The sequence below is a fragment of the Pseudomonas sp. IT-P100 genome (assembly GCF_949767185.1).
Classification (GTDB): domain Bacteria; phylum Pseudomonadota; class Gammaproteobacteria; order Pseudomonadales; family Pseudomonadaceae; genus Aquipseudomonas; species Aquipseudomonas fluorescens_B.
Genome location: NZ_CATKQK010000004.1, coordinates 55,428 through 73,009 on the forward strand (window position 1 = coordinate 55,428; position 17,582 = coordinate 73,009).

Sequence of the window (17,582 nt, forward strand, 5' to 3'; positions counted from 1 at the left end):
TATTGGTCCGCCCCCCATCGGGTTGGTGCCTGATGAACGACGAACGGTTCAGGCCTGCTGCGGCGTCTTGACCCTGAAGCGGCGCCAGAGCAAGCGGCCCACGGTGATCAGCCAGTTCAGCAGCGCGACGCAGAGAACGGTGAGCAACAGTGTGGTCATCCCGTATTCAACGATGATCTGTCCGGCCAGCAACGGAAAACCGAACACGCCGATGAAGTACGACAGGCTGAACAACAGCAACGATTGCGCAGTGGTGCCGCTCGGCGCTTCGTTCGCGGCCAGGCCGTTGATCACCGAATACGTCAGCCCGTAACCGACGCCCAGCATCACCGCGGCCAGCACGTAGCTGAAGCCGCTGTCGACCACGAAACCGAACATCACGATCGAGCCTGTCATCAGCCCCGACAACAGGCAGGATGTACGGAACGGATCGCGCTTGACCACCAACCCGGCAATCAACATCCGACTGCTGATCGCCGCGCCCATGAAACCGAAAAAGAACAGCGAGTAATCCAGAGAGCGAGACGCCGCGTAACTGGTTTGAAAACTCGACAGGCCACCGAACACGCAACCGCCAAGGCCGACCATGATGATCGGGAACACCGCTCTGGACGACAGCACTTGAACCGTTGCACGCCAGGAAATACGCGCGACCGAGGCGGTGGGCGAAGGTGCCTTTTTCAGTTGCGCATCCAGGCGCCAGAACAGTACAACGCCGATCAGGCTGGCGAGTGCTGCGAGGTAAAACGCCGCCGTCACCGGATAGCCGAGCGCACTGGCTGCGCGCCCCAGCAGAGGGCCACTGCCGATCCCGGTCATCATGCTGCCCGACAGCAGCGCAAAATATTTGGCACGCTGCGCGGGCGTCACCAGGCTCGCGACGATGATCGGCCCGAGCGTGTAGAAAACGCCCCAGCCCAACCCCAGCAGCAACCCGAACAGGAGCAGCAGAGGGCCGAAGCCCGGCGTCAGCGCAAAGCCCAGGCTGGCCGCTACCAGCAGCACGCCGAACAGCGCAATCGAACGCGCTGCCCCGAGTAGATCAGACAAATGCCCAGAGACAATCACCGCTGCAAACGTGCTGAGCATCGCCGTCGAAATCACGCTGCCGGCATCGTGTTCGTTGCCGCCACGGGAGCCGATCAGCAACGACAGCAAAAACGTCGCGCCGTAAGACAGCGACAGCAAATAGCTGGCGAGGCAAAACAGGCCGAACAGCTTGCTGGAGACTTGAGGTGGTGCGATGGACATGACGCGGTTCCTTGACCCGATAACGGTGAGTGTCATCTGTCTATCATGCGAGGCGCGGATGTTAGGTCCGAGGTTATCGATTTCAGGGTTAGTGCTGGCCGGAGTAATGCCTGTACATGATCGCCTTGTAGCTTTTGTGGCGAGGGAGCTTGCTCCCGCTGGGCTGTGAAGCAGCCCTAAAACAAGCGACGCGGTATTTCAGGCAGGCAGGGGTCGACCTGGGAAGGGACTGCTGCGCAGTCCAGCGGGAGCAAGCTCTCTCGCCACAGACTGCGAGCCGACTTAGTATGGCGTTTTCCACTTTTGACGAAGGCACGTCCATGACGATCGAAATCCGCCCGGCGACCCCCAGCGATGCACCGCAAATCCTCGGGTTCATCACTGAACTGGCCGATTATGAACGTGCCCGCCACGAAGTCATCGCCAGCGTCGCCGACATCGAGCGCAGTCTGTTCAGCGAAGGCGCCACGGCCCACGGACTGATCTGCCTGCGGGACGGTTTGCCGATTGGTTTTGCGGTGTTCTTCTTCAGCTACTCCACCTGGCTCGGCAGTAACTGCCTGTACCTCGAAGACCTCTACATCACCCCCGAACAGCGTGGCGGCGGCGCGGGAAAAACCTTGCTGCGCCACTTGGCGAAAATCGCCTGCGCCAATGATTGCGGTCGGTTCGAGTGGAGCGTGCTGGACTGGAACAAGCCGGCCATCGAATTCTATAAATCCCTGGGGGCGCAGCCGCAGGAAGAGTGGGTTCGGTACCGGATGGATGGCGCGGTATTAAGGGATTTTGCCGCGGGCAATTGAATCCTTAAAAGATCGCAGCCTTCGGCAGCGCCTACAGGTGTAGGTGCTATCGAGGCTGCGATCTTTTTTTGCCGTTATCCCAAAATATGGGATGTATATTTATATATTGAGATTTGTCCGCTTTCGGGTTTATAGTCCAGCTCACTCACTGCCAATAAACAAAACAGGTGAAGCGATGCTGGCGCAATTGATCGCGCTCGATTGGGGGACAACCTCATTACGTGCTTACAAACTCGCCGCGGGTGGCCAGGTGCTCGAACAGCGTTCGCTGTCATCGGGGATCATGCAGCTGCCCCGGACGCCGCGAATCATTAACGGTCAGGTATGCACAGACGGTTTTGAACTGGCCTTTGACGAGGCTTGCGGTGACTGGCTCGATGAACAACCCGCTTTGCCGGTGATTGCCTGCGGTATGGTTGGCAGCGCGCAGGGCTGGCGCGAAGCGGCCTACTGCGACACGCCGGCGAACGTCGCCAATCTCGGAACTTCCCTACAAACCATTCGCAGTCTTCGCGGTGTCGATGTGCACATCGTGCCGGGCGTGATTCAACGTTCGCGGCTGCCGAACGTGATGCGTGGTGAAGAAACCCAGGTACTCGGCGTGCTGCAAAACCTGCCGAGCGGGGTGGGCAGTGATCTGTTGATCGGCCTGCCGGGCAGTCATTCGAAATGGGTGGAAGTGGCCGACGGCTGCATCGTGCATTTCGATACCTTCATGACCGGTGAAGTCTTCGCCGTGCTCAGTGAACACAGCATTCTGGGACGCACTCAGCAGCGCGGCGCATCCTTCGATGGCGACGCGTTCGACCGGGGTGTGCAAGTGGCCCTGTCGGTGGACGGCGAGGTCGGCCCGTTATCGACGCTGTTCAGCGCCCGCAGCCTCGGGCTGACCGGCGAGTTGAGCGGCAGCGCGCAACCGGACTATCTGTCCGGCCTGTTGATCGGTCATGAGCTGTCGGCGCTGGCCACTGTTCAGCGGCGTCGGCGCAACAGCGTCCATCTGCCGGCAATCATCCTCATCGGTAACTCACAACTGTGTGCCCGCTACAGCCGGGCCCTCGACGCCTGCGGTTTTGCTCGCGTGACGCTGGCCGAACACGCCACCGAACGCGGGCTGTGGCAGTTGGCGCTCGCTGCCGGACTCGTCACCCCACATCCATCCCGTTAAACCTGACTGGAGGTCTGACATGCTCAAGCAAGCCCTGGCGCAAAACGGCCTGATCGCAATCCTGCGCGGCCTGCGCCCGCAGGAAGCGGCGGCTATCGGAGAAGTCCTTTACGCAGCCGGATTTCGCGTCATCGAAGTGCCGCTCAATTCCCCCGAACCGTACGAAAGCATCCGCATCCTGCGCAGTACTTTGCCCGCCGATTGCCTGATCGGTGCCGGCACGGTGCTGACGCCGGAGCAGGTCGAGCAAGTGAAAGCCGCCGGCGGGCAGGTGATCGTCATGCCCCACAGCGATCCCAAGGTGCTTCGTGCAGCGAAAGCGGCGGGGCTGTTCCTGTCGCCGGGCGTTGCGACACCGACCGAAGCTTTCGCCGCACTGGCCGAAGGGGCGGATGTGCTGAAGATGTTTCCGGCCGAGCAAATGGGGCCGGCGGTTGTAAAAGCCTGGCTGGCGGTGTTGCCTGCCGGAACCATTCTGGCGCCGGTGGGCGGGATCACCCCGGAGAATATGCAGGTGTTTATCGACGCCGGCGTCAAAGGCTTCGGTCTCGGGTCCGGGCTGTTCAAACCGGGCATGACGCCGGAGCAGGTGGCGTCCAACGCCAAAGCCTACGTTGCTGCATGGAACGCTCTGCGTTAAGACTTTTTTGGCGCCGAGCGCGCTGCATCTAACAAGAGAGAGAAGAGATGAAAATCACCAAACTCACCACTTTCATCGTTCCGCCGCGCTGGTGCTTCCTCAAGGTCGAAACCGACGAGGGCGTGACCGGTTGGGGCGAGCCCGTGGTCGAAGGCCGTGCCCACACCGTGGCAGCGGCCGTTGAAGAATTATCCGACTACCTGATTGGCAAAGACCCACGCAACATCGAAGACATCTGGACCGTGCTGTACCGCGGCGGCTTCTACCGGGGCGGCGCGATCCACATGAGTGCCCTGGCCGGTATCGATCAGGCGTTGTGGGACATCAAGGGCAAGGCGTTGGGTGTGTCGGTCAGCGATCTGCTCGGTGGTCAGGTGCGGGACAAGATTCGTGTCTATTCGTGGATCGGCGGTGACCGTCCGGCAGACACCGCGCGTGCAGCGAAAGAGGCGGTGGAGCGTGGTTTCACTGCGGTGAAAATGAACGGCACCGAAGAGCTGCAATTCCTCGATTCCTTCGAGAAAGTCGACCTCGCCCTGGCCAACGTCGCAGCCGTGCGTGACGCGGTCGGGCCGAACGTCGGCATCGGCGTGGACTTCCATGGCCGGGTGCACAAGCCTATGGCCAAGGTGCTGATGAAGGAGCTCGATCCGTACAAGCTGATGTTCATCGAAGAACCGGTACTCAGCGAAAACTACGAAGCGCTGAAAGAACTGGCGCCGCTGACCAGCACGCCGATCGCCCTGGGTGAGCGCCTGTTCTCGCGCTGGGATTTCAAGCGCGTGCTCAGCGAAGGTTACGTCGACATCATCCAGCCCGATGCTTCTCACGCTGGCGGCATCACCGAAACCCGCAAGATCGCCAACATGGCCGAAGCCTACGACGTCGCGCTGGCGCTGCATTGCCCGCTGGGCCCGATTGCCCTCGCGGCGTGTCTGCAACTGGATGCGGTTTGCTACAACGCGTTCATCCAGGAGCAGAGCCTGGGCATTCACTACAACGAGAGCAACGACCTGCTGGATTACGTCAAGGATCCGCGGGTGTTCGATTACGACAAAGGCTTCGTGAAGATTCCGAATGGTCCGGGCCTGGGCATCGAGATCAACGAGGAGTATGTGATCGAACGCGCGGCGGTCGGGCACCGCTGGCGCAACCCGATCTGGCGGCATGCCGATGGCAGTTTTGCCGAGTGGTGAGTTCTGTCTGACCCATCGCAAGCCCTGTGGGAGCCAGCCTGCTGGCGATTCGGTCAGCACATCCGGCATGGATGGTGACTGATACACCGCGATCGCCAGCAGGCTGGCTGGCTCCCACAGTTTGATCTCCATGGACACGGAGATCTGCAGTTTCACATCGACCTCAATAAACATAAGAAGAGGCAATCCCCATGCAACCGCAAACCCTCACCGGGCAGGCGTCGTTGGTGGCGCCCAGCCGCAAGCGTTTTTTCATCATGGTCCTGCTGTTCATCACCGTGGTGATCAACTACCTGGACCGCAGCAACCTGTCCATCGCCGCCCCGGCGCTGACCAGCGAACTGGGCATCGACCCGATCCACGTCGGGCTGATTTTCTCGGCGTTCGGCTGGACCTACGCCGCCATGCAGATCCCCGGCGGTTGGCTGGTGGATCGCGTCCCGCCGCGCATTCTCTACAGCGTCGCGTTGCTGCTGTGGTCGATCGCCACGGTGATGCTCGGTTTCGCCGCCAGCTTCATCGCGCTGTTCGTGTTGCGCATGGCAGTCGGTGCCCTGGAAGCCCCGGCGTATCCGATCAATAGCCGCGTGGTCACTACCTGGTTTCCCGAACGCGAACGCGCCACAGCCATTGGTTTCTACACCTCCGGCCAGTTCGTTGGCCTGGCGTTCCTTACCCCGGTACTCGCGTGGTTGCAGCATGAGTTTGGCTGGCACATGGTGTTTGTCAGCACCGGCGCGGTGGGCATTCTTTGGGCGGTGATCTGGTACTTGGTGTATCGCGAACCACGGGATTTCAAAGGTGCCAATGACGCTGAAATCGAGCTGATTCGCGAAGGCGGCGGGCTGGTGGATATCCAGGCTGAGCAAGCGAAGGTCAAGGCTAAATTCAGCTGGACTGACCTTGGCATCGTGCTGACCAAGCGCAAGTTGTGGGGCATCTACCTCGGTCAGTTCTGCCTCAACTCGACGTTGTGGTTTTTCCTGACGTGGTTCCCGACCTACCTGGTGAAATACCGCGGCATGGACTTCATCAAGTCCGGCCTGTTGGCGTCGCTGCCGTTTCTCGCGGCTTTCGTCGGCGTGCTCTGTTCCGGGTTTTTCTCCGACTTCCTGATCCGCCGCGGGTACACGGTGGGTTTCGCTCGCAAGTTGCCGATCATTGGCGGCTTGCTGATTTCCACCTCGATCATTGGCGCCAACTTCGTCGAGTCGACGCCGCTGGTAATTGCCTTCCTCGCACTGGCCTTCTTCGGCAATGGTCTGGCTTCGATCACTTGGTCGCTGGTCTCAACGCTGGCACCGGCACGGTTGTTGGGGCTGACCGGCGGCGTGTTTAATTTCATCGGCAACCTGTCGGCGATCACCACACCGATTGTCATCGGTTTCCTCGCCACCGGTGATTCGTTCGCCCCGGCGATCACCTACATCTCGGTTCTGGCGTTGATCGGTGCGCTTTCCTACATTCTGCTGGTCGGGAAGGTCGAGCGTATCAAGTTGTAGTCGCAGCCGTCGGGCGACCATAATGCCGCCCGTTCCCTCGCTCAACGGTAAAGGCTGGATATGCAGGAAGACGCCCCAAAAATCGCCAAGGACGCCGCCCCGACCGGCACCCAGACACTGCTTCGCGGTCTGGGTGTGGTTCAGGCCGTGGCCAGTGGCGCCCGCGATCTCAAGGAAATCGCCCGGCTGATCGGCACGACGCGCAGCACCACCCATCGTCTGGCCAGTTGCCTGGTGGACGAGCGTTATCTGCGCGTGGTGCCGCAAGTCGGGTATCTGTTGGGGCCGAAGTTGATTGAGTTGGGTTTTCAGGCTCGCGAGGAATTGCCGCTGGTGACGTTGGCCGGGCCATATCTGGATGAGTTGTCGGCGTTGACCGGCGACACCATCCACCTGGCGATTCGCGAGGGCGACGAGGTCCTGTACCTGCACAAGAATCCGGGGCGCAATGGCCCGGAAATGCGCTCGCGGGTCGGCCATCGCATGCCGTTGGCGCGCACCGGGATTGGCAAGGCCCTGATGCTCGATGACACGCAGGAAGAATGGCAACGGCTGTACGAAGTCAGTTTGCCTGCGGGTGGGAAAAATCAGTTCTGGCCGCAGCACCCGGAGCAGTCCTGGGAGCAATTTCAGCAGCGCATGGTCGAGTACGTGGCGGGCGGCTACGCCTTCGATCTGGAAGATAACGAACCGTCGATCCGCTGCGTGGCGGCACCGATTCGTGATGCCAGCAAGCGCATCGTTGCCGGCATCAGCATCGCCAGCACCGTGCCGTACATGCCGCTGGAAAAAATGGCCGAGCTGATTCCCCTGATCAAAGGGGTCACGGCCCGGCTCTCGGCAGAACTGGGTGCGAAGGTTTAGACCTTCAGCGTCGCCATGTCGATGACGAAACGGTACTTCACGTCACCGGCAATCATGCGGGCGTAAGCCTCGTTGATCTGGCGGATGTCGAGCATTTCGATGTCGCAGGTGATGTTGTGCTCTGCGCAGAAATCCAGCACTTCCTGGGTTTCGGCGATGCCGCCGATCAGCGAGCCGGCCAGTACGCGACGGCTCATCACCAGTTTGCCGGCGTGGACCGCTGGATCGACCGGTTCGATCAGCCCGACCAGAATGTGCACGCCGTCGAAACGTAGCGTGTCGAGGTAGGGATTGAGGTCGTGCTGCACCGGAATGGTGTCCAGCAGAAAGTCGAAATGGCCTGCTGCTGCCTTCATCTGCCCGGCGTCGGTGGACACGATCACATGGTCCGCACCCTGGCGACGACCTTCTTCAGCCTTGCTTGCCGAACGGGTGAACAGCGTCACTTCCGCGCCCATCGCCTTGGCAAACTTGATACCCATGTGGCCGAGGCCGCCCATGCCGAGAATCCCGACCTTGTCGCCGGCCTTGACGCCGTAGTGTTTGAGCGGCGAGTAGGTGGTGATGCCGGCGCAGAGAATCGGCGCGGCGCTGGCCAGATCGAGCTTTTCCGGAATGCGCACGACGAAGTGTTCACTGACGACGATGCTGTCGGAATAGCCGCCCATGGTGTTGCTGCCATCCACTCGGTCGGGTGTGGCGTAGGTCATGGTCGGACCTTCGAGGCAATATTGCTCGAGGTTGGCCTGGCAAGCTTCGCAGCTGCGGCAGGAATCGACCATGCAGCCGACGCCGACCAAGTCGCCGACTTTATGTCGGGTTACGTTCGCACCGATGGCGGTCACTTTGCCTACGATCTCGTGACCGGGCATCAGCGGGTAAACGGCAATGCCCCACTCGTTGCGTGCCTGGTGGATGTCGGAATGGCAGACGCCGCAATAGAGAATGTCGATCGCAACGTCGTCGGCGCGGGGGCTGCGGCGCTCGAATTTCATGGGGGCGAGGGGAGTGGTGGCTGATTGAGCGGCGTATCCGATGGCGGTGTACATGATGAACCTCGCAAAAGCGGTGACAGGTGAGGCGGCGCATTCTGGGCGCGGTGCCGGTCACCGGCCATGGCGATTCCTCCGGGTGTCATGCCTATTCCTCCGGCATCAGCGTTCGATGGATCAAATGCGCGATCAGACCTGCGATGATGTTTTCATCCCGATTTCCGCGACTTTTTTGTGAAGAGCTCCCATGTTGTTGACCCGTCATCTCGATGCCAATGCCACGCTGGTTTCGCTGATCCAGCCTTTGACCACTCGCGATGGTTTTGCGCCGACAGCATTGCCGGGCGTGCAGGTTTTGCGCGCCAGCTGTGATGTGGCACGCGGTCCGCAGATCTATGAACCGAGTCTGGTCATCATCGCCCAGGGCAGCAAACTGGCGTATCTGGGGGCTCGTACGCTGGAGTACGGTGCCGGGCATTACCTGATTCAGGCATTGCCGGTGCCTTTTGAGTGCGAGACTTTCTCGGCGCCTGATGGGCCGATGCTTGGGGTTTCGATTGCCATCGATCGGGTGCTGCTCGGTGAGTTGGTGTTGGCCATGGGGCTGGCACCGGGGCGCAATATTCCTGCGCAGACACCCGAGTCGATGACCTCGGCGGTGCTCGACGATGCGATGCGTGGTTGTGTGGAACGGCTGTTGCGTTGCCTGCACGATCCGCTGGAATGCCAGATCATGGGGCCGGCGCGGTTGCGGGAATTGTTGTTCGTCGCGTTGCGTGGTCCGCAAGCGGATGTGTTGCGCGCGCTGGTGGAACAACAGGGCCAATTCGCTCGGGTTGCCGCTTCGCTCAGTCATCTGCACGCGCATTACACCGAGCCATTGAACGTCGAGACCCTGGCCAGTTGCGCGAACATGAGTGCGTCGACCTTTCATGAGCATTTCAAGCGCAGCACCTTGTTGTCGCCGGTGCAGTACTTGAAGCGATTGCGTTTGCTGAAGGCGCAACAGTTGTTGCTCACCGAAGGGTTGGGTGTGGCGCAGGTGGCGCATCGAGTCGGGTATCAGAGCACGTCGCAGTTCAGTCGCGAGTACAAGCGCTACTTTGAGCGCAATCCCGGGGATGAGCGCGCCGCCTGATAAATCGTGGGCAACAAAAAAGGCCCCCATTTAGGGAGCCTTGTTGTTCACTTAAGAGTGTCTTGAATCAAAGGAAACTTGTGGCGAGGGAGCTTGCTCCCGCTTGAGTGCGTAGCACTCACAAAACTCGGCAATAGTTGTCAGATTTTTGGGGCCGCTACGCAGCCCAGCGCGAGCAAGCTCGCTCGCCACAAAGGTATGCACGATCCAAGAGCGCGCTTAAGTGAACAGCATTGCCCATTTAGGGAGCCTTGTTGTTCAGCGATTCGACTTACATGTTCGGGTAAGTCGGTCCGCCAGCACCTTCCGGTGCCACCCACGTGATGTTCTGTGCAGGGTCCTTGATGTCGCAGGTCTTGCAGTGAACGCAGTTCTGGGCGTTGATCTGGAAGCGCTTCTCGCCGTCTTCCTTGGTCACCACTTCGTACACGCCGGCCGGGCAGTAGCGCTGGGCAGGTTCATCGTACATCGGCAGGTTCTTGCTGATCGGGATGCTTGGATCGGTCAGCTTCAAGTGGCAAGGCTGTTCTTCTTCGTGGTTGGTCCCCGAGATGAACACCGAGCTGAGTTTGTCGAAGCTGATCTTGCCGTCCGGTTTCGGGTAGTCGATCTTCTTGCAGTCGGCCGCCAGCTTCAGGCAAGCGTAATCAGGCTTGGTGTCGTGCAAGGTGAACGGCAGTTTGCCGCCGAAGATGTTCTGGTCCAGCCAGTTGAAACCACCGCCGACGATGGCGCCGAATTTGTGGATCGCCGGGCCGAAGTTGCGGCTGGCGAACAGTTCGTCGTAGAGCCAGCTCTTCTTGAATGCGTCGACGTAAGTGGTCAGCTCTTCGGTGCCGTCTTTTTCGGCGAACAGTGCCTCGGCGACGGATTCAGCGGCGAGCATGCCGGACTTCATCGCGGTGTGGCTGCCTTTGATCTTGGCGAAGTTCAGGGTGCCGAGGTCGCAACCGATCAGTGCGCCGCCCTTGAAGACCATTTTCGGCAGCGAATTCAGGCCGCCTTTGCAGATGGCGCGGGCGCCGTAGCTGATGCGCTTGCCGCCTTCCAGGTACTGCTTGAGCACCGGGTGATGCTTGAGGCGCTGGAACTCGTCGAACGGCGACAGGTAGGTGTTGCTGTAGGAAAGATCGACGATCAGACCGACCACCACCTGGTTGTTTTCCAAGTGATAGAGGAAGGAGCCGCCGGTGTTCTCGGTGCCCATGATGTCCAGCGGCCAGCCGGCGGTGTGCACCACCAGGCCTGGCTGATGCTTGGCCGGGTCGATTTCCCAGATTTCCTTCAGGCCGATGCCGTAGTGCTGGGCGTCGGCTTCGCTGTCGAGGTTGAAGCGCTTGATCAACTGCTTGCCGATGTGGCCGCGGCAACCTTCGGCGAACAGCGTGTACTTGCCACGCAGTTCCATGCCCGGGGTGTACAGGCCTTCTTTCGGATGACCTTCGCGGTCAACGCCCAGGTCGCCGGTGATGATCCCGCGAACTACGCCGTTCTCGTCGAACAGCGCTTCTTGTGCGGCGAAGCCCGGGTAGATTTCCACGCCCAGGTTTTCGGCCTGCTGAGCCAGCCAGCGGCACAGGTTGCCCAGGGAGATGATGTAGTTGCCTTCGTTGTGCATGGTCTTGGGCACAAAGAGGTCAGGAATTTTCTGCGCACTGTCGGCGTTCTTGAGAACGAAGATGTCGTCGCGTGTCACCGGCGTGTTCAGCGGGGCGCCGAGTTCTTTCCAGTCCGGGAACAATTCGTTCAGGGCGCGTGGTTCGAACACGGCACCGGACAGGATGTGAGCACCGACTTCGGAGCCTTTTTCGACCACGCAGACGCTGATTTCCTTACCGGCTTCAGCAGCCTTCTGCTTCAAGCGGCAGGCGGCGGAAAGACCAGCGGGGCCGGCACCGACGATGACCACGTCGAATTCCATGTATTCGCGTTCCACAGGTTATCTCCTACTCAAGGCTCAACAGTTTTTTTTCTAATTGGAGGTTTGGTGTCGCATCCATGAATTCCTGCGTAATGCAGGAAGAGGACAATCGATGAACCACCTTTCTCTTTGGGTGGCGCATTATATCTACACCACTCCTAGCGTCCAATACAAACGTTTGTTTGAATCGGCTCAAAGCCAGAGAAATCAAAGTCACGCGGCTTATGACTGGCCATTTTGCCGTATTGACCGGAATAGGCGTTCCGGTCAAGATACGGTCGGTTTTGCGCTCGCCGTAGGCTGACTGTTGGTTTCAAGAGCACCTCTAAAGACAGGGCGATGGCAGTACAAGGTGATGCGCGGTGCAATGTTGGCGCGCAGTTTACACGCCGCGATATTGAATGACTTGTTGGTCACCACTGACGAACGGTCATCAACTTCATGAGCGATGGTCACTTGACACGTATGCCGGCGTTTTTAGAGGTGCCCTTGCGCCCGATGAGCATCAACCGCCAGGTTCGCCTAGGCGACTTTCTTTTCACCGGAGAGTAACGAGGAATCCATGAAGGTTCTTGTAGCTGTCAAACGCGTTGTGGATTACAACGTCAAGGTTCGCGTCAAGGCGGACAATTCCGGCGTCGACCTCGCTAACGTGAAGATGTCGATGAACCCATTCTGCGAAATCGCCGTGGAAGAAGCCGTACGCCTGAAAGAGAAAGGTGTTGCGACTGAAATCGTCGTCGTTTCCGTCGGCCCGTCCACCGCTCAAGAGCAGCTGCGCACCGCGCTGGCTCTGGGTGCCGACCGCGCCATCCTCGTCGAATCCGCTGAAGATCTGACTTCCCTGGCCGTTGCCAAATTGTTGAAAGCGGTTGTCGACAAGGAACAGCCTCAGCTGGTGATCCTTGGCAAACAGGCCATCGACAGCGACAACAACCAGACTGGCCAGATGCTCGCTGCACTGAGCGGTTACGGTCAGGGCACCTTCGCTTCGAAAGTCGAAGTGTCCGGCGACAGCGTTGCCGTGACCCGGGAAATCGACGGCGGCGCGCAGACCGTTTCCCTGAAACTGCCGGCCATCGTCACCACCGACCTGCGTTTGAACGAGCCGCGCTACGCGTCCCTGCCAAACATCATGAAAGCCAAGAAGAAGCCTCTGGAAGTGCTGACTCCGGACGCTTTGGGCGTTTCCACCGCCTCCACCAACAAGACCGTGAAAGTCGAAGCGCCGGCTGCACGCAGCGCGGGCATCAAGGTCAAGTCGGTGGCTGAACTGGTCGAGAAACTGAAAAACGAAGCGAAGGTAATCTAATCATGACTATCTTGGTAATCGCTGAACACGACAACAAAGTGCTGGCCCCGGCCACGCTGAACACCGTGGCCGCTGCTGCCAAAATCGGCGGCGACATCCACGTGCTGGTTGCCGGTCAAGGCGCTGGCGCCGTGGCTGAAGCCGCTGCGAAAATCGCTGGCGTGGCAAAAGTGCTGGTGGCCGACAACGCCGCCTACGCTCACCAACTGCCGGAAAACGTTGCGCCGCTGGTAGCCGAATTGGGCGCTGGCTACAGCCACATCCTGGCTGCCGCGACTTCCAACGGCAAAAACATCCTGCCGCGCGTTGCCGCCCAGCTGGACGTTGACCAGATCTCCGAGATCATCTCGGTCGAAAGCGCTGACACCTTCAAGCGCCCGATCTACGCCGGTAACGCCATCGCGACCGTTCAGTCGAACGCTGCGGTCAAAGTCATCACCGTTCGCGCCACCGGTTTCGATCCGGTCGCGGCTGAAGGTGGTTCGGCTGCCGTTGAAGCGGTTGCTGCTGCGCACAACGCCGGCACTTCCAGCTTCGTTGGTGAAGAACTGGCCAAGTCCGATCGTCCGGAGCTGACCGCTGCCAAAATCGTCGTTTCCGGCGGTCGCGGCATGCAGAACGGCGACAACTTCAAACACCTGTACGCCCTGGCCGACAAGCTGGGCGCTGCCGTTGGTGCTTCCCGCGCCGCGGTCGACGCAGGTTTCGTACCCAACGACATGCAGGTCGGTCAGACCGGCAAGATCGTTGCTCCACAGCTGTACATCGCCGTCGGTATCTCCGGCGCGATCCAGCACCTGGCCGGCATGAAAGACTCCAAAGTGATCGTTGCGATCAACAAGGATGAAGAAGCGCCGATCTTCCAGGTGGCCGATTACGGCCTGGTGGCGGACCTGTTCGAAGCCATCCCTGAGTTCGAGAAGCTGGTCTAATCCAGCGGCTTGACCTATAAAGAGCCCGACCTTTTGGTCGGGCTTTTTTTTGTTCCGGATTTGAGTGGGAGAGTGTCGCCATGGATTTGCGCCGAGTGTTCGGTTGGTCATTGCTGTTGGGCCTGACGGTGTTGCCAACACTGTCTGTCGCCGCGGGCAAGTGCGAACGCCTGGTGGTCACCGGCAGCCCGGATGCGCCGCCGTACCTGTGGCAAGACCCGCAAAATCCCAAGCACCTGATCGGCGCCAGTGCCGATTTGTTGCAGCACGTGGCAGGGGAGTTGGGCATCAAGGTCGAGTTGCTGTACGCCGGCAAACGCTCCCAGGCCCTCGATGAAGTGCGCAGCGGGCGCATGGACATGCTGGCGGATGCGCCGTTGACGGTCAGCGAACTGGAAACCCTGGATTACATTCATCCGCCGTTGCTGGAAAACGATTACCTGGTCTGGACCCGAAAGGATTCGCCACTGGTCTACAACGAAGCCCAGGACCTCCACGGTCATCCCGGCGCAGTGTCGGAAAAGTTTCGGATGACCACGGCATTTGGGACGTTCGCCGAGCAGCAATTGACCCTCATCCGTACACCAAACCTCACCCAAGCCCTTCAGAAACTGCTGTTGGGCGAGGTGGAATTTGTTCTCGCCGGACGCTACTCCGGCATGGCGGCCGCGCAGGCACTGAGCATGGCCAACGATCTGGTGGCGCGTCCACAACCGGTCGACAAACCCGGCCTGTACCTCGCGGTTTCCCATAACTCCGCCTGCAACGATCCGTGGTTGCGCGGACAGCTGGCCAAAAAGATGACAGAATTGCCCGCGTCCGGACTGACGGAAGCCGCGCTGCAACGCAACATCGAGCGTTGGAAAGCGCAGCAACAACAACCCGCCAGTACCCCAAAACAGTAGGGATTTTTAGTGAGTATTCGACCTCTTTTCGCAGCCCTGGCCGTTCTGGCTCTGGCGGGTTGTGCAGCCGATCCGGCGCCGAATGAACAAATTCGCCTGACCGAACAGGCCTTGATACAAGCCAAAGCCGTGGGTGCCACTGCCGACGAGGTGCCGGAACTGAAACTGGCCGAAGACAAGTTCAGCCGTGCCCAGGGCGACATGGCGGACGAGTCCTACAAGCATGCGCGGATGCGCGCTGAACAGGCCGAGCTGGATGCGCGTTTGGCCGAAGCCAAGGTCCTGACCCTTAAAAGCGAGGAGCAGTTGAACGTGCTCAATACCCGTATCACCCGTCTGCGCAAGCAAGTGGGAGATGCCCAATGAGCCTCAAGTCCCGCGCCATCGGCGGATTGATCCTGGCGGGTTGCGCCAGCCTGTATGGCTGCGCCGGCCAGCACAGCGAAACCGCATTGCAAAACGCCGGTGCCGACTTCCAGAAGGTCAAGGAAGATTCCAACGTGCTGCGAATCGCGCCGAAAGACGTGATTCGCGCCGGAGAGTCCCTGGCCCGCGCCGACCGCCTGTCCAGCTACTGGGGTAGCGGTTCGGACGTGGTCCATTACGCTTACCTGAGCCGGCGCTACAGCGAAATCGCCCGAGAGCACACCAATCAGGTGCTCAATGAGGAGCGCGCGGCGAAGCTCGAACTGGAGCGTCAACGCCTGCAACTGGCCTTGCGCGAGTCCAAGTTGCTCAGCGTGCAGCAACAGGGCAAGTGGCTCGAAGAACAGATTGTCGCGCTCGCCACGACCCAGACCGACCGTGGCCTGGTGATGACCCTGGGCGACGTGCTGTTCGATACCGGCGAAGCGGAGTTGAAAAACTCGGCGAACCGCGTGGTGTTGAAAATCGTGCAGTTCCTGCAGCTCAACCCCAAGCGCGTCGTACGCATCGAAGGCTACGCCGACAGTACCGGTGGCAAGCAGGAAAACCTCAAGTTGTCCCGTGACCGCGCGCAATCGGTGGCCGATGTGCTGATGGACCTGGGCATCGACGATAAACGCATCCAGGTCGAAGGGTATGGTGACGAATACCCGGTGGACGTGAACGCCTCCGAACGGGGCCGTGCGCAGAACCGGCGGGTGGAAATTGTGTTCTCCGACGAAAAAGGCCAGCTCGGCGCCACCCGGTAGGCGCTGGCAGCCCCTGCGATCTTTTGATCTTGCTCTTGATACTCAAGTGGGCCTGGAAAGATCGCAGCCTCGTTTCACTCGACAACACCTACAACCCGGCCTGCCCGTCAGCGCCGGTTTTTTTTTGCGTGCCGATTGCCGCACGCTTTCAGTAAAAAACAGTACAGTTTTTGCTGACACTGCACTGTACCGTCGACTATTGTGGCAACTGTCCCCGTACACTTCTAAACTGTTCCGGTATTGTTTCACACAAGAATAAAATGCCCGTGAAATCGAGTGCTGCGTCATGACCAATCTCTTGCTCTACCAACGTATTGCTCAGCAACTGGCCGAAGACATCCGTCGTGGTGTCTATCAACCGGGGGAGCGCGTGCCTTCGGTGCGCAAGATGAGCTCGCAGCTCAACGTCAGCCATGCCACGGTGTTGCAGGCCTACGCCAATCTCGAAGATCAGGGGCTGATCCGCGCCCGGCCGCAGTCGGGTTACTACGTGCACCAGACACCGGCCCTGACTGCGCCGACCCCGGACATCGCTCGGGTAGAGCGCCCCGGTCTGGTCACCCGCAGCAGCATCATTCAACAAGTATTGGTCGAGTCCCGCCGCGAGGGCGTGTTCCCCTTGGGCGCGGCCGTGCCGAGCGTCGATTACCTGCCGGTGCGGGCGTTGCATCAGCAACTGGCCAAGGTCACCCGTTTCCATAGCCCGCGCGCTTTCAGCTACATGTTCAGCCCCGGTTTCGAGCCGCTGCGCCGCCAGGTGGCCATTCGCATGCGCGACGCAGGTGTGGTGGTCGATCCGTCCGAAGTGGTGATCACCCACGGCTGTGTCGATGCCTTGCAGATGTCCCTGCGCGTGCTGACCCGGCCGGGGGACTTGATCGCCGCCGAGTCGCCGACCTATTACGGTTTGTTGCAACTGGCTGACCTGCTGGGCCTCAAAGTCATCGAGATCCCCAGCGATCCGGCCACTGGCATGAGCCTTGAAGCGCTGCAACTGGCAGCCAATCAATGGTCGATCAAGGCGCTGGTGCTGACCACACGCCTGAGCAACCCGCTCGGCGGCACCATGCCCGAAGAGCGGCAGAAACAACTGCTGCGCCTGGCCTCGGATTTCGACATCCAGGTGGTTGAGGACGATATCTACGGCGAACTGATGTTCGAACAGGGCCGCACCAAGTCACTCAAGGCTTACGACCGGCTGGATCGGGTGATCTATTGCTCAAGCTTCTCCAAGACCCTGTCGCCAGGCGTGCGGATCGGCTGGATGATCGCCGGCAAGTACCAGCAGGAAATCCAGCGCCTGCAGACCTTCAGTACGCATTCCGCTTGCAGCGTCACGCAGATGGGCATTGCGGCGTATCTGGAAAATGGTGGTTACGACCGACATCTGCGCTACATCCGGCAGGAATATCGCAAGAACCTCAGCGCTTTCCAGCTCGCGGTGCAGCAGTATTTCCCGGAAGGCACGCAGATGACCCGGCCGACCGGCGGTTTCATTCTGTGGGTGAGCCTGCCAGGCCGGGTCAACACGCAAGAACTGCATGTACGGGCTTTGCAGCAAGGCATCAGCATTGCGCCGGGGCTGATTTTCAGTAACACCGAGCAGTTCAATCACTGCATCCGGCTCAATTGCGGTACGCCGTGGAACCGCGAAGCCGAGCGTGCCTTGATGACTCTGGGGATGCTCGCCACGCAACTTTGCCAGGAGATGGCGGGCGGCATTTGAGGGTGCGTTTCCCACCCGAGCTTGTCATGTTGCGTCCAACAAGCGAGCATATGGCAC

Annotated in this window: 16 protein-coding genes; 13 read left to right on the plus strand and 3 right to left on the minus strand. The window is 60.0% G+C overall.

Annotated features, from left to right (window positions below; translation table 11 throughout):
- Window positions 1–48 precede the first annotated feature (48 nt).
- A complete protein-coding gene (locus tag ACM6IQ_RS03285) occupies window positions 49–1,251 on the minus strand; it encodes an MFS transporter (RefSeq protein WP_414878065.1) in 1,203 nt (400 codons plus the stop codon).
- Window positions 1,252–1,571: 320 nt separating this feature from the next.
- On the opposite strand from ACM6IQ_RS03285, the gene ACM6IQ_RS03290 reads away from it, so the two are divergent.
- The 6 genes from ACM6IQ_RS03290 to ACM6IQ_RS03315 all read left to right on the plus strand — a co-directional run bounded on the left by ACM6IQ_RS03290 (window position 1,572) and on the right by ACM6IQ_RS03315 (window position 7,424).
- Complete coding sequence (locus tag ACM6IQ_RS03290; protein WP_031319060.1) at window positions 1,572–2,054, plus strand: GNAT family N-acetyltransferase; 483 nt, start codon at window positions 1,572–1,574, stop codon at window positions 2,052–2,054.
- 175 nt (window positions 2,055–2,229) lie between these two features.
- A complete protein-coding gene (locus ACM6IQ_RS03295; protein WP_414878066.1) occupies window positions 2,230–3,222 on the plus strand; it encodes a 2-dehydro-3-deoxygalactonokinase in 993 nt (330 codons plus the stop codon).
- A 19-nt stretch (window positions 3,223–3,241) separates the two neighbouring features.
- Window positions 3,242–3,862: a 2-dehydro-3-deoxy-6-phosphogalactonate aldolase gene (locus tag ACM6IQ_RS03300; protein WP_017340085.1), complete on the plus strand. Its 621-nt coding sequence runs from the start codon at window positions 3,242–3,244 to the stop codon at window positions 3,860–3,862.
- 47 nt (window positions 3,863–3,909) lie between these two features.
- The gene (dgoD, locus tag ACM6IQ_RS03305; protein WP_008152275.1) at window positions 3,910–5,058 is read left to right on the plus strand and encodes a galactonate dehydratase; all 1,149 of its coding nucleotides are present in this window, start codon (window positions 3,910–3,912) and stop codon (window positions 5,056–5,058) included.
- Between the two features lie 191 nt (window positions 5,059–5,249).
- Window positions 5,250–6,560, plus strand: coding sequence for an MFS transporter (locus ACM6IQ_RS03310; protein WP_017340084.1), 1,311 nt, complete (start codon window positions 5,250–5,252; stop codon window positions 6,558–6,560).
- Window positions 6,561–6,620: 60 nt separating this feature from the next.
- On the plus strand, window positions 6,621–7,424 hold the full coding sequence (locus tag ACM6IQ_RS03315) for an IclR family transcriptional regulator (protein ID WP_008152270.1): 804 nt from the start codon (window positions 6,621–6,623) through the stop codon (window positions 7,422–7,424).
- Here the strand turns inward: ACM6IQ_RS03315 and ACM6IQ_RS03320 are convergent.
- On the minus strand, window positions 7,421–8,473 hold the full coding sequence (locus ACM6IQ_RS03320; RefSeq protein WP_414878067.1) for an NAD(P)-dependent alcohol dehydrogenase: 1,053 nt from the start codon (window positions 8,471–8,473) through the stop codon (window positions 7,421–7,423). The two genes, ACM6IQ_RS03315 and ACM6IQ_RS03320, sit on opposite strands and share 4 nt — an antisense overlap.
- A 190-nt stretch (window positions 8,474–8,663) precedes the next feature.
- Between ACM6IQ_RS03320 and ACM6IQ_RS03325 the strand changes: the two genes are divergently transcribed.
- Window positions 8,664–9,554, plus strand: coding sequence for an AraC family transcriptional regulator (locus ACM6IQ_RS03325; RefSeq protein WP_017340082.1), 891 nt, complete (start codon window positions 8,664–8,666; stop codon window positions 9,552–9,554).
- Between the two features lie 271 nt (window positions 9,555–9,825).
- Here ACM6IQ_RS03325 and ACM6IQ_RS03330 read toward each other — a convergent pair whose 3' ends face one another.
- Window positions 9,826–11,490 (minus strand): electron transfer flavoprotein-ubiquinone oxidoreductase, encoded by a 1,665-nt coding sequence (locus ACM6IQ_RS03330; RefSeq protein ID WP_414878068.1) that lies wholly within the window; start codon window positions 11,488–11,490, stop codon window positions 9,826–9,828.
- 547 nt (window positions 11,491–12,037) lie between these two features.
- On the opposite strand from ACM6IQ_RS03330, the gene ACM6IQ_RS03335 reads away from it, so the two are divergent.
- The 6 genes from ACM6IQ_RS03335 (at window position 12,038) to ACM6IQ_RS03360 (ending at window position 17,525) form a co-directional block, all read left to right on the plus strand.
- Window positions 12,038–12,787 (plus strand): electron transfer flavoprotein subunit beta/FixA family protein, encoded by a 750-nt coding sequence (locus ACM6IQ_RS03335; RefSeq protein WP_017340080.1) that lies wholly within the window; start codon window positions 12,038–12,040, stop codon window positions 12,785–12,787.
- A 2-nt stretch (window positions 12,788–12,789) separates the two neighbouring features.
- Window positions 12,790–13,719, plus strand: coding sequence for an electron transfer flavoprotein subunit alpha/FixB family protein (locus ACM6IQ_RS03340; RefSeq protein WP_017340079.1), 930 nt, complete (start codon window positions 12,790–12,792; stop codon window positions 13,717–13,719).
- 80 nt (window positions 13,720–13,799) lie between these two features.
- Entirely contained in the window at window positions 13,800–14,624 is an 825-nt protein-coding gene (locus ACM6IQ_RS03345; protein ID WP_017340078.1) for a substrate-binding periplasmic protein, read from the plus strand.
- Between the two features lie 9 nt (window positions 14,625–14,633).
- Window positions 14,634–14,990 (plus strand): DUF4398 domain-containing protein, encoded by a 357-nt coding sequence (locus ACM6IQ_RS03350; protein ID WP_017340077.1) that lies wholly within the window; start codon window positions 14,634–14,636, stop codon window positions 14,988–14,990.
- Window positions 14,987–15,799 carry an OmpA family protein gene (locus tag ACM6IQ_RS03355; RefSeq protein WP_052909718.1) on the plus strand — a complete coding sequence of 271 codons (813 nt, stop codon included), beginning with the start codon at window positions 14,987–14,989 and terminating at the stop codon, window positions 15,797–15,799. The genes ACM6IQ_RS03350 and ACM6IQ_RS03355 overlap by 4 nt, the downstream gene beginning before the upstream one ends.
- 286 nt (window positions 15,800–16,085) lie before the next feature.
- On the plus strand, window positions 16,086–17,525 hold the full coding sequence (locus ACM6IQ_RS03360; RefSeq protein WP_017340075.1) for a PLP-dependent aminotransferase family protein: 1,440 nt from the start codon (window positions 16,086–16,088) through the stop codon (window positions 17,523–17,525).
- Window positions 17,526–17,582 lie beyond the last annotated feature (57 nt).

What these genes read in the sequence shown, in the direction of transcription:
- ACM6IQ_RS03295 (WP_414878066.1), top strand. Translation starts at nt 2,230, where the DNA reads ATGCTGGCGCAATTGATCGCGCTCGATTGGGGGACAACCTCATTACGT.
- ACM6IQ_RS03355 (WP_052909718.1), top strand. Translation starts at nt 14,987, where the DNA reads ATGAGCCTCAAGTCCCGCGCCATCGGCGGATTGATCCTGGCGGGTTGC.
- ACM6IQ_RS03345 (WP_017340078.1), top strand. Translation starts at nt 13,800, where the DNA reads ATGGATTTGCGCCGAGTGTTCGGTTGGTCATTGCTGTTGGGCCTGACG.
- ACM6IQ_RS03300 (WP_017340085.1), top strand. Translation starts at nt 3,242, where the DNA reads ATGCTCAAGCAAGCCCTGGCGCAAAACGGCCTGATCGCAATCCTGCGC.
- ACM6IQ_RS03290 (WP_031319060.1), top strand. Translation starts at nt 1,572, where the DNA reads ATGACGATCGAAATCCGCCCGGCGACCCCCAGCGATGCACCGCAAATC.
- ACM6IQ_RS03325 (WP_017340082.1), top strand. Translation starts at nt 8,664, where the DNA reads ATGTTGTTGACCCGTCATCTCGATGCCAATGCCACGCTGGTTTCGCTG.
- ACM6IQ_RS03320 (WP_414878067.1), bottom strand. Translation starts at nt 8,473, where the DNA reads ATGTACACCGCCATCGGATACGCCGCTCAATCAGCCACCACTCCCCTC.
- ACM6IQ_RS03310 (WP_017340084.1), top strand. Translation starts at nt 5,250, where the DNA reads ATGCAACCGCAAACCCTCACCGGGCAGGCGTCGTTGGTGGCGCCCAGC.
- ACM6IQ_RS03360 (WP_017340075.1), top strand. Translation starts at nt 16,086, where the DNA reads ATGACCAATCTCTTGCTCTACCAACGTATTGCTCAGCAACTGGCCGAA.
- ACM6IQ_RS03285 (WP_414878065.1), bottom strand. Translation starts at nt 1,251, where the DNA reads ATGTCCATCGCACCACCTCAAGTCTCCAGCAAGCTGTTCGGCCTGTTT.
- ACM6IQ_RS03340 (WP_017340079.1), top strand. Translation starts at nt 12,790, where the DNA reads ATGACTATCTTGGTAATCGCTGAACACGACAACAAAGTGCTGGCCCCG.
- ACM6IQ_RS03315 (WP_008152270.1), top strand. Translation starts at nt 6,621, where the DNA reads ATGCAGGAAGACGCCCCAAAAATCGCCAAGGACGCCGCCCCGACCGGC.
- ACM6IQ_RS03335 (WP_017340080.1), top strand. Translation starts at nt 12,038, where the DNA reads ATGAAGGTTCTTGTAGCTGTCAAACGCGTTGTGGATTACAACGTCAAG.
- dgoD (WP_008152275.1), top strand. Translation starts at nt 3,910, where the DNA reads ATGAAAATCACCAAACTCACCACTTTCATCGTTCCGCCGCGCTGGTGC.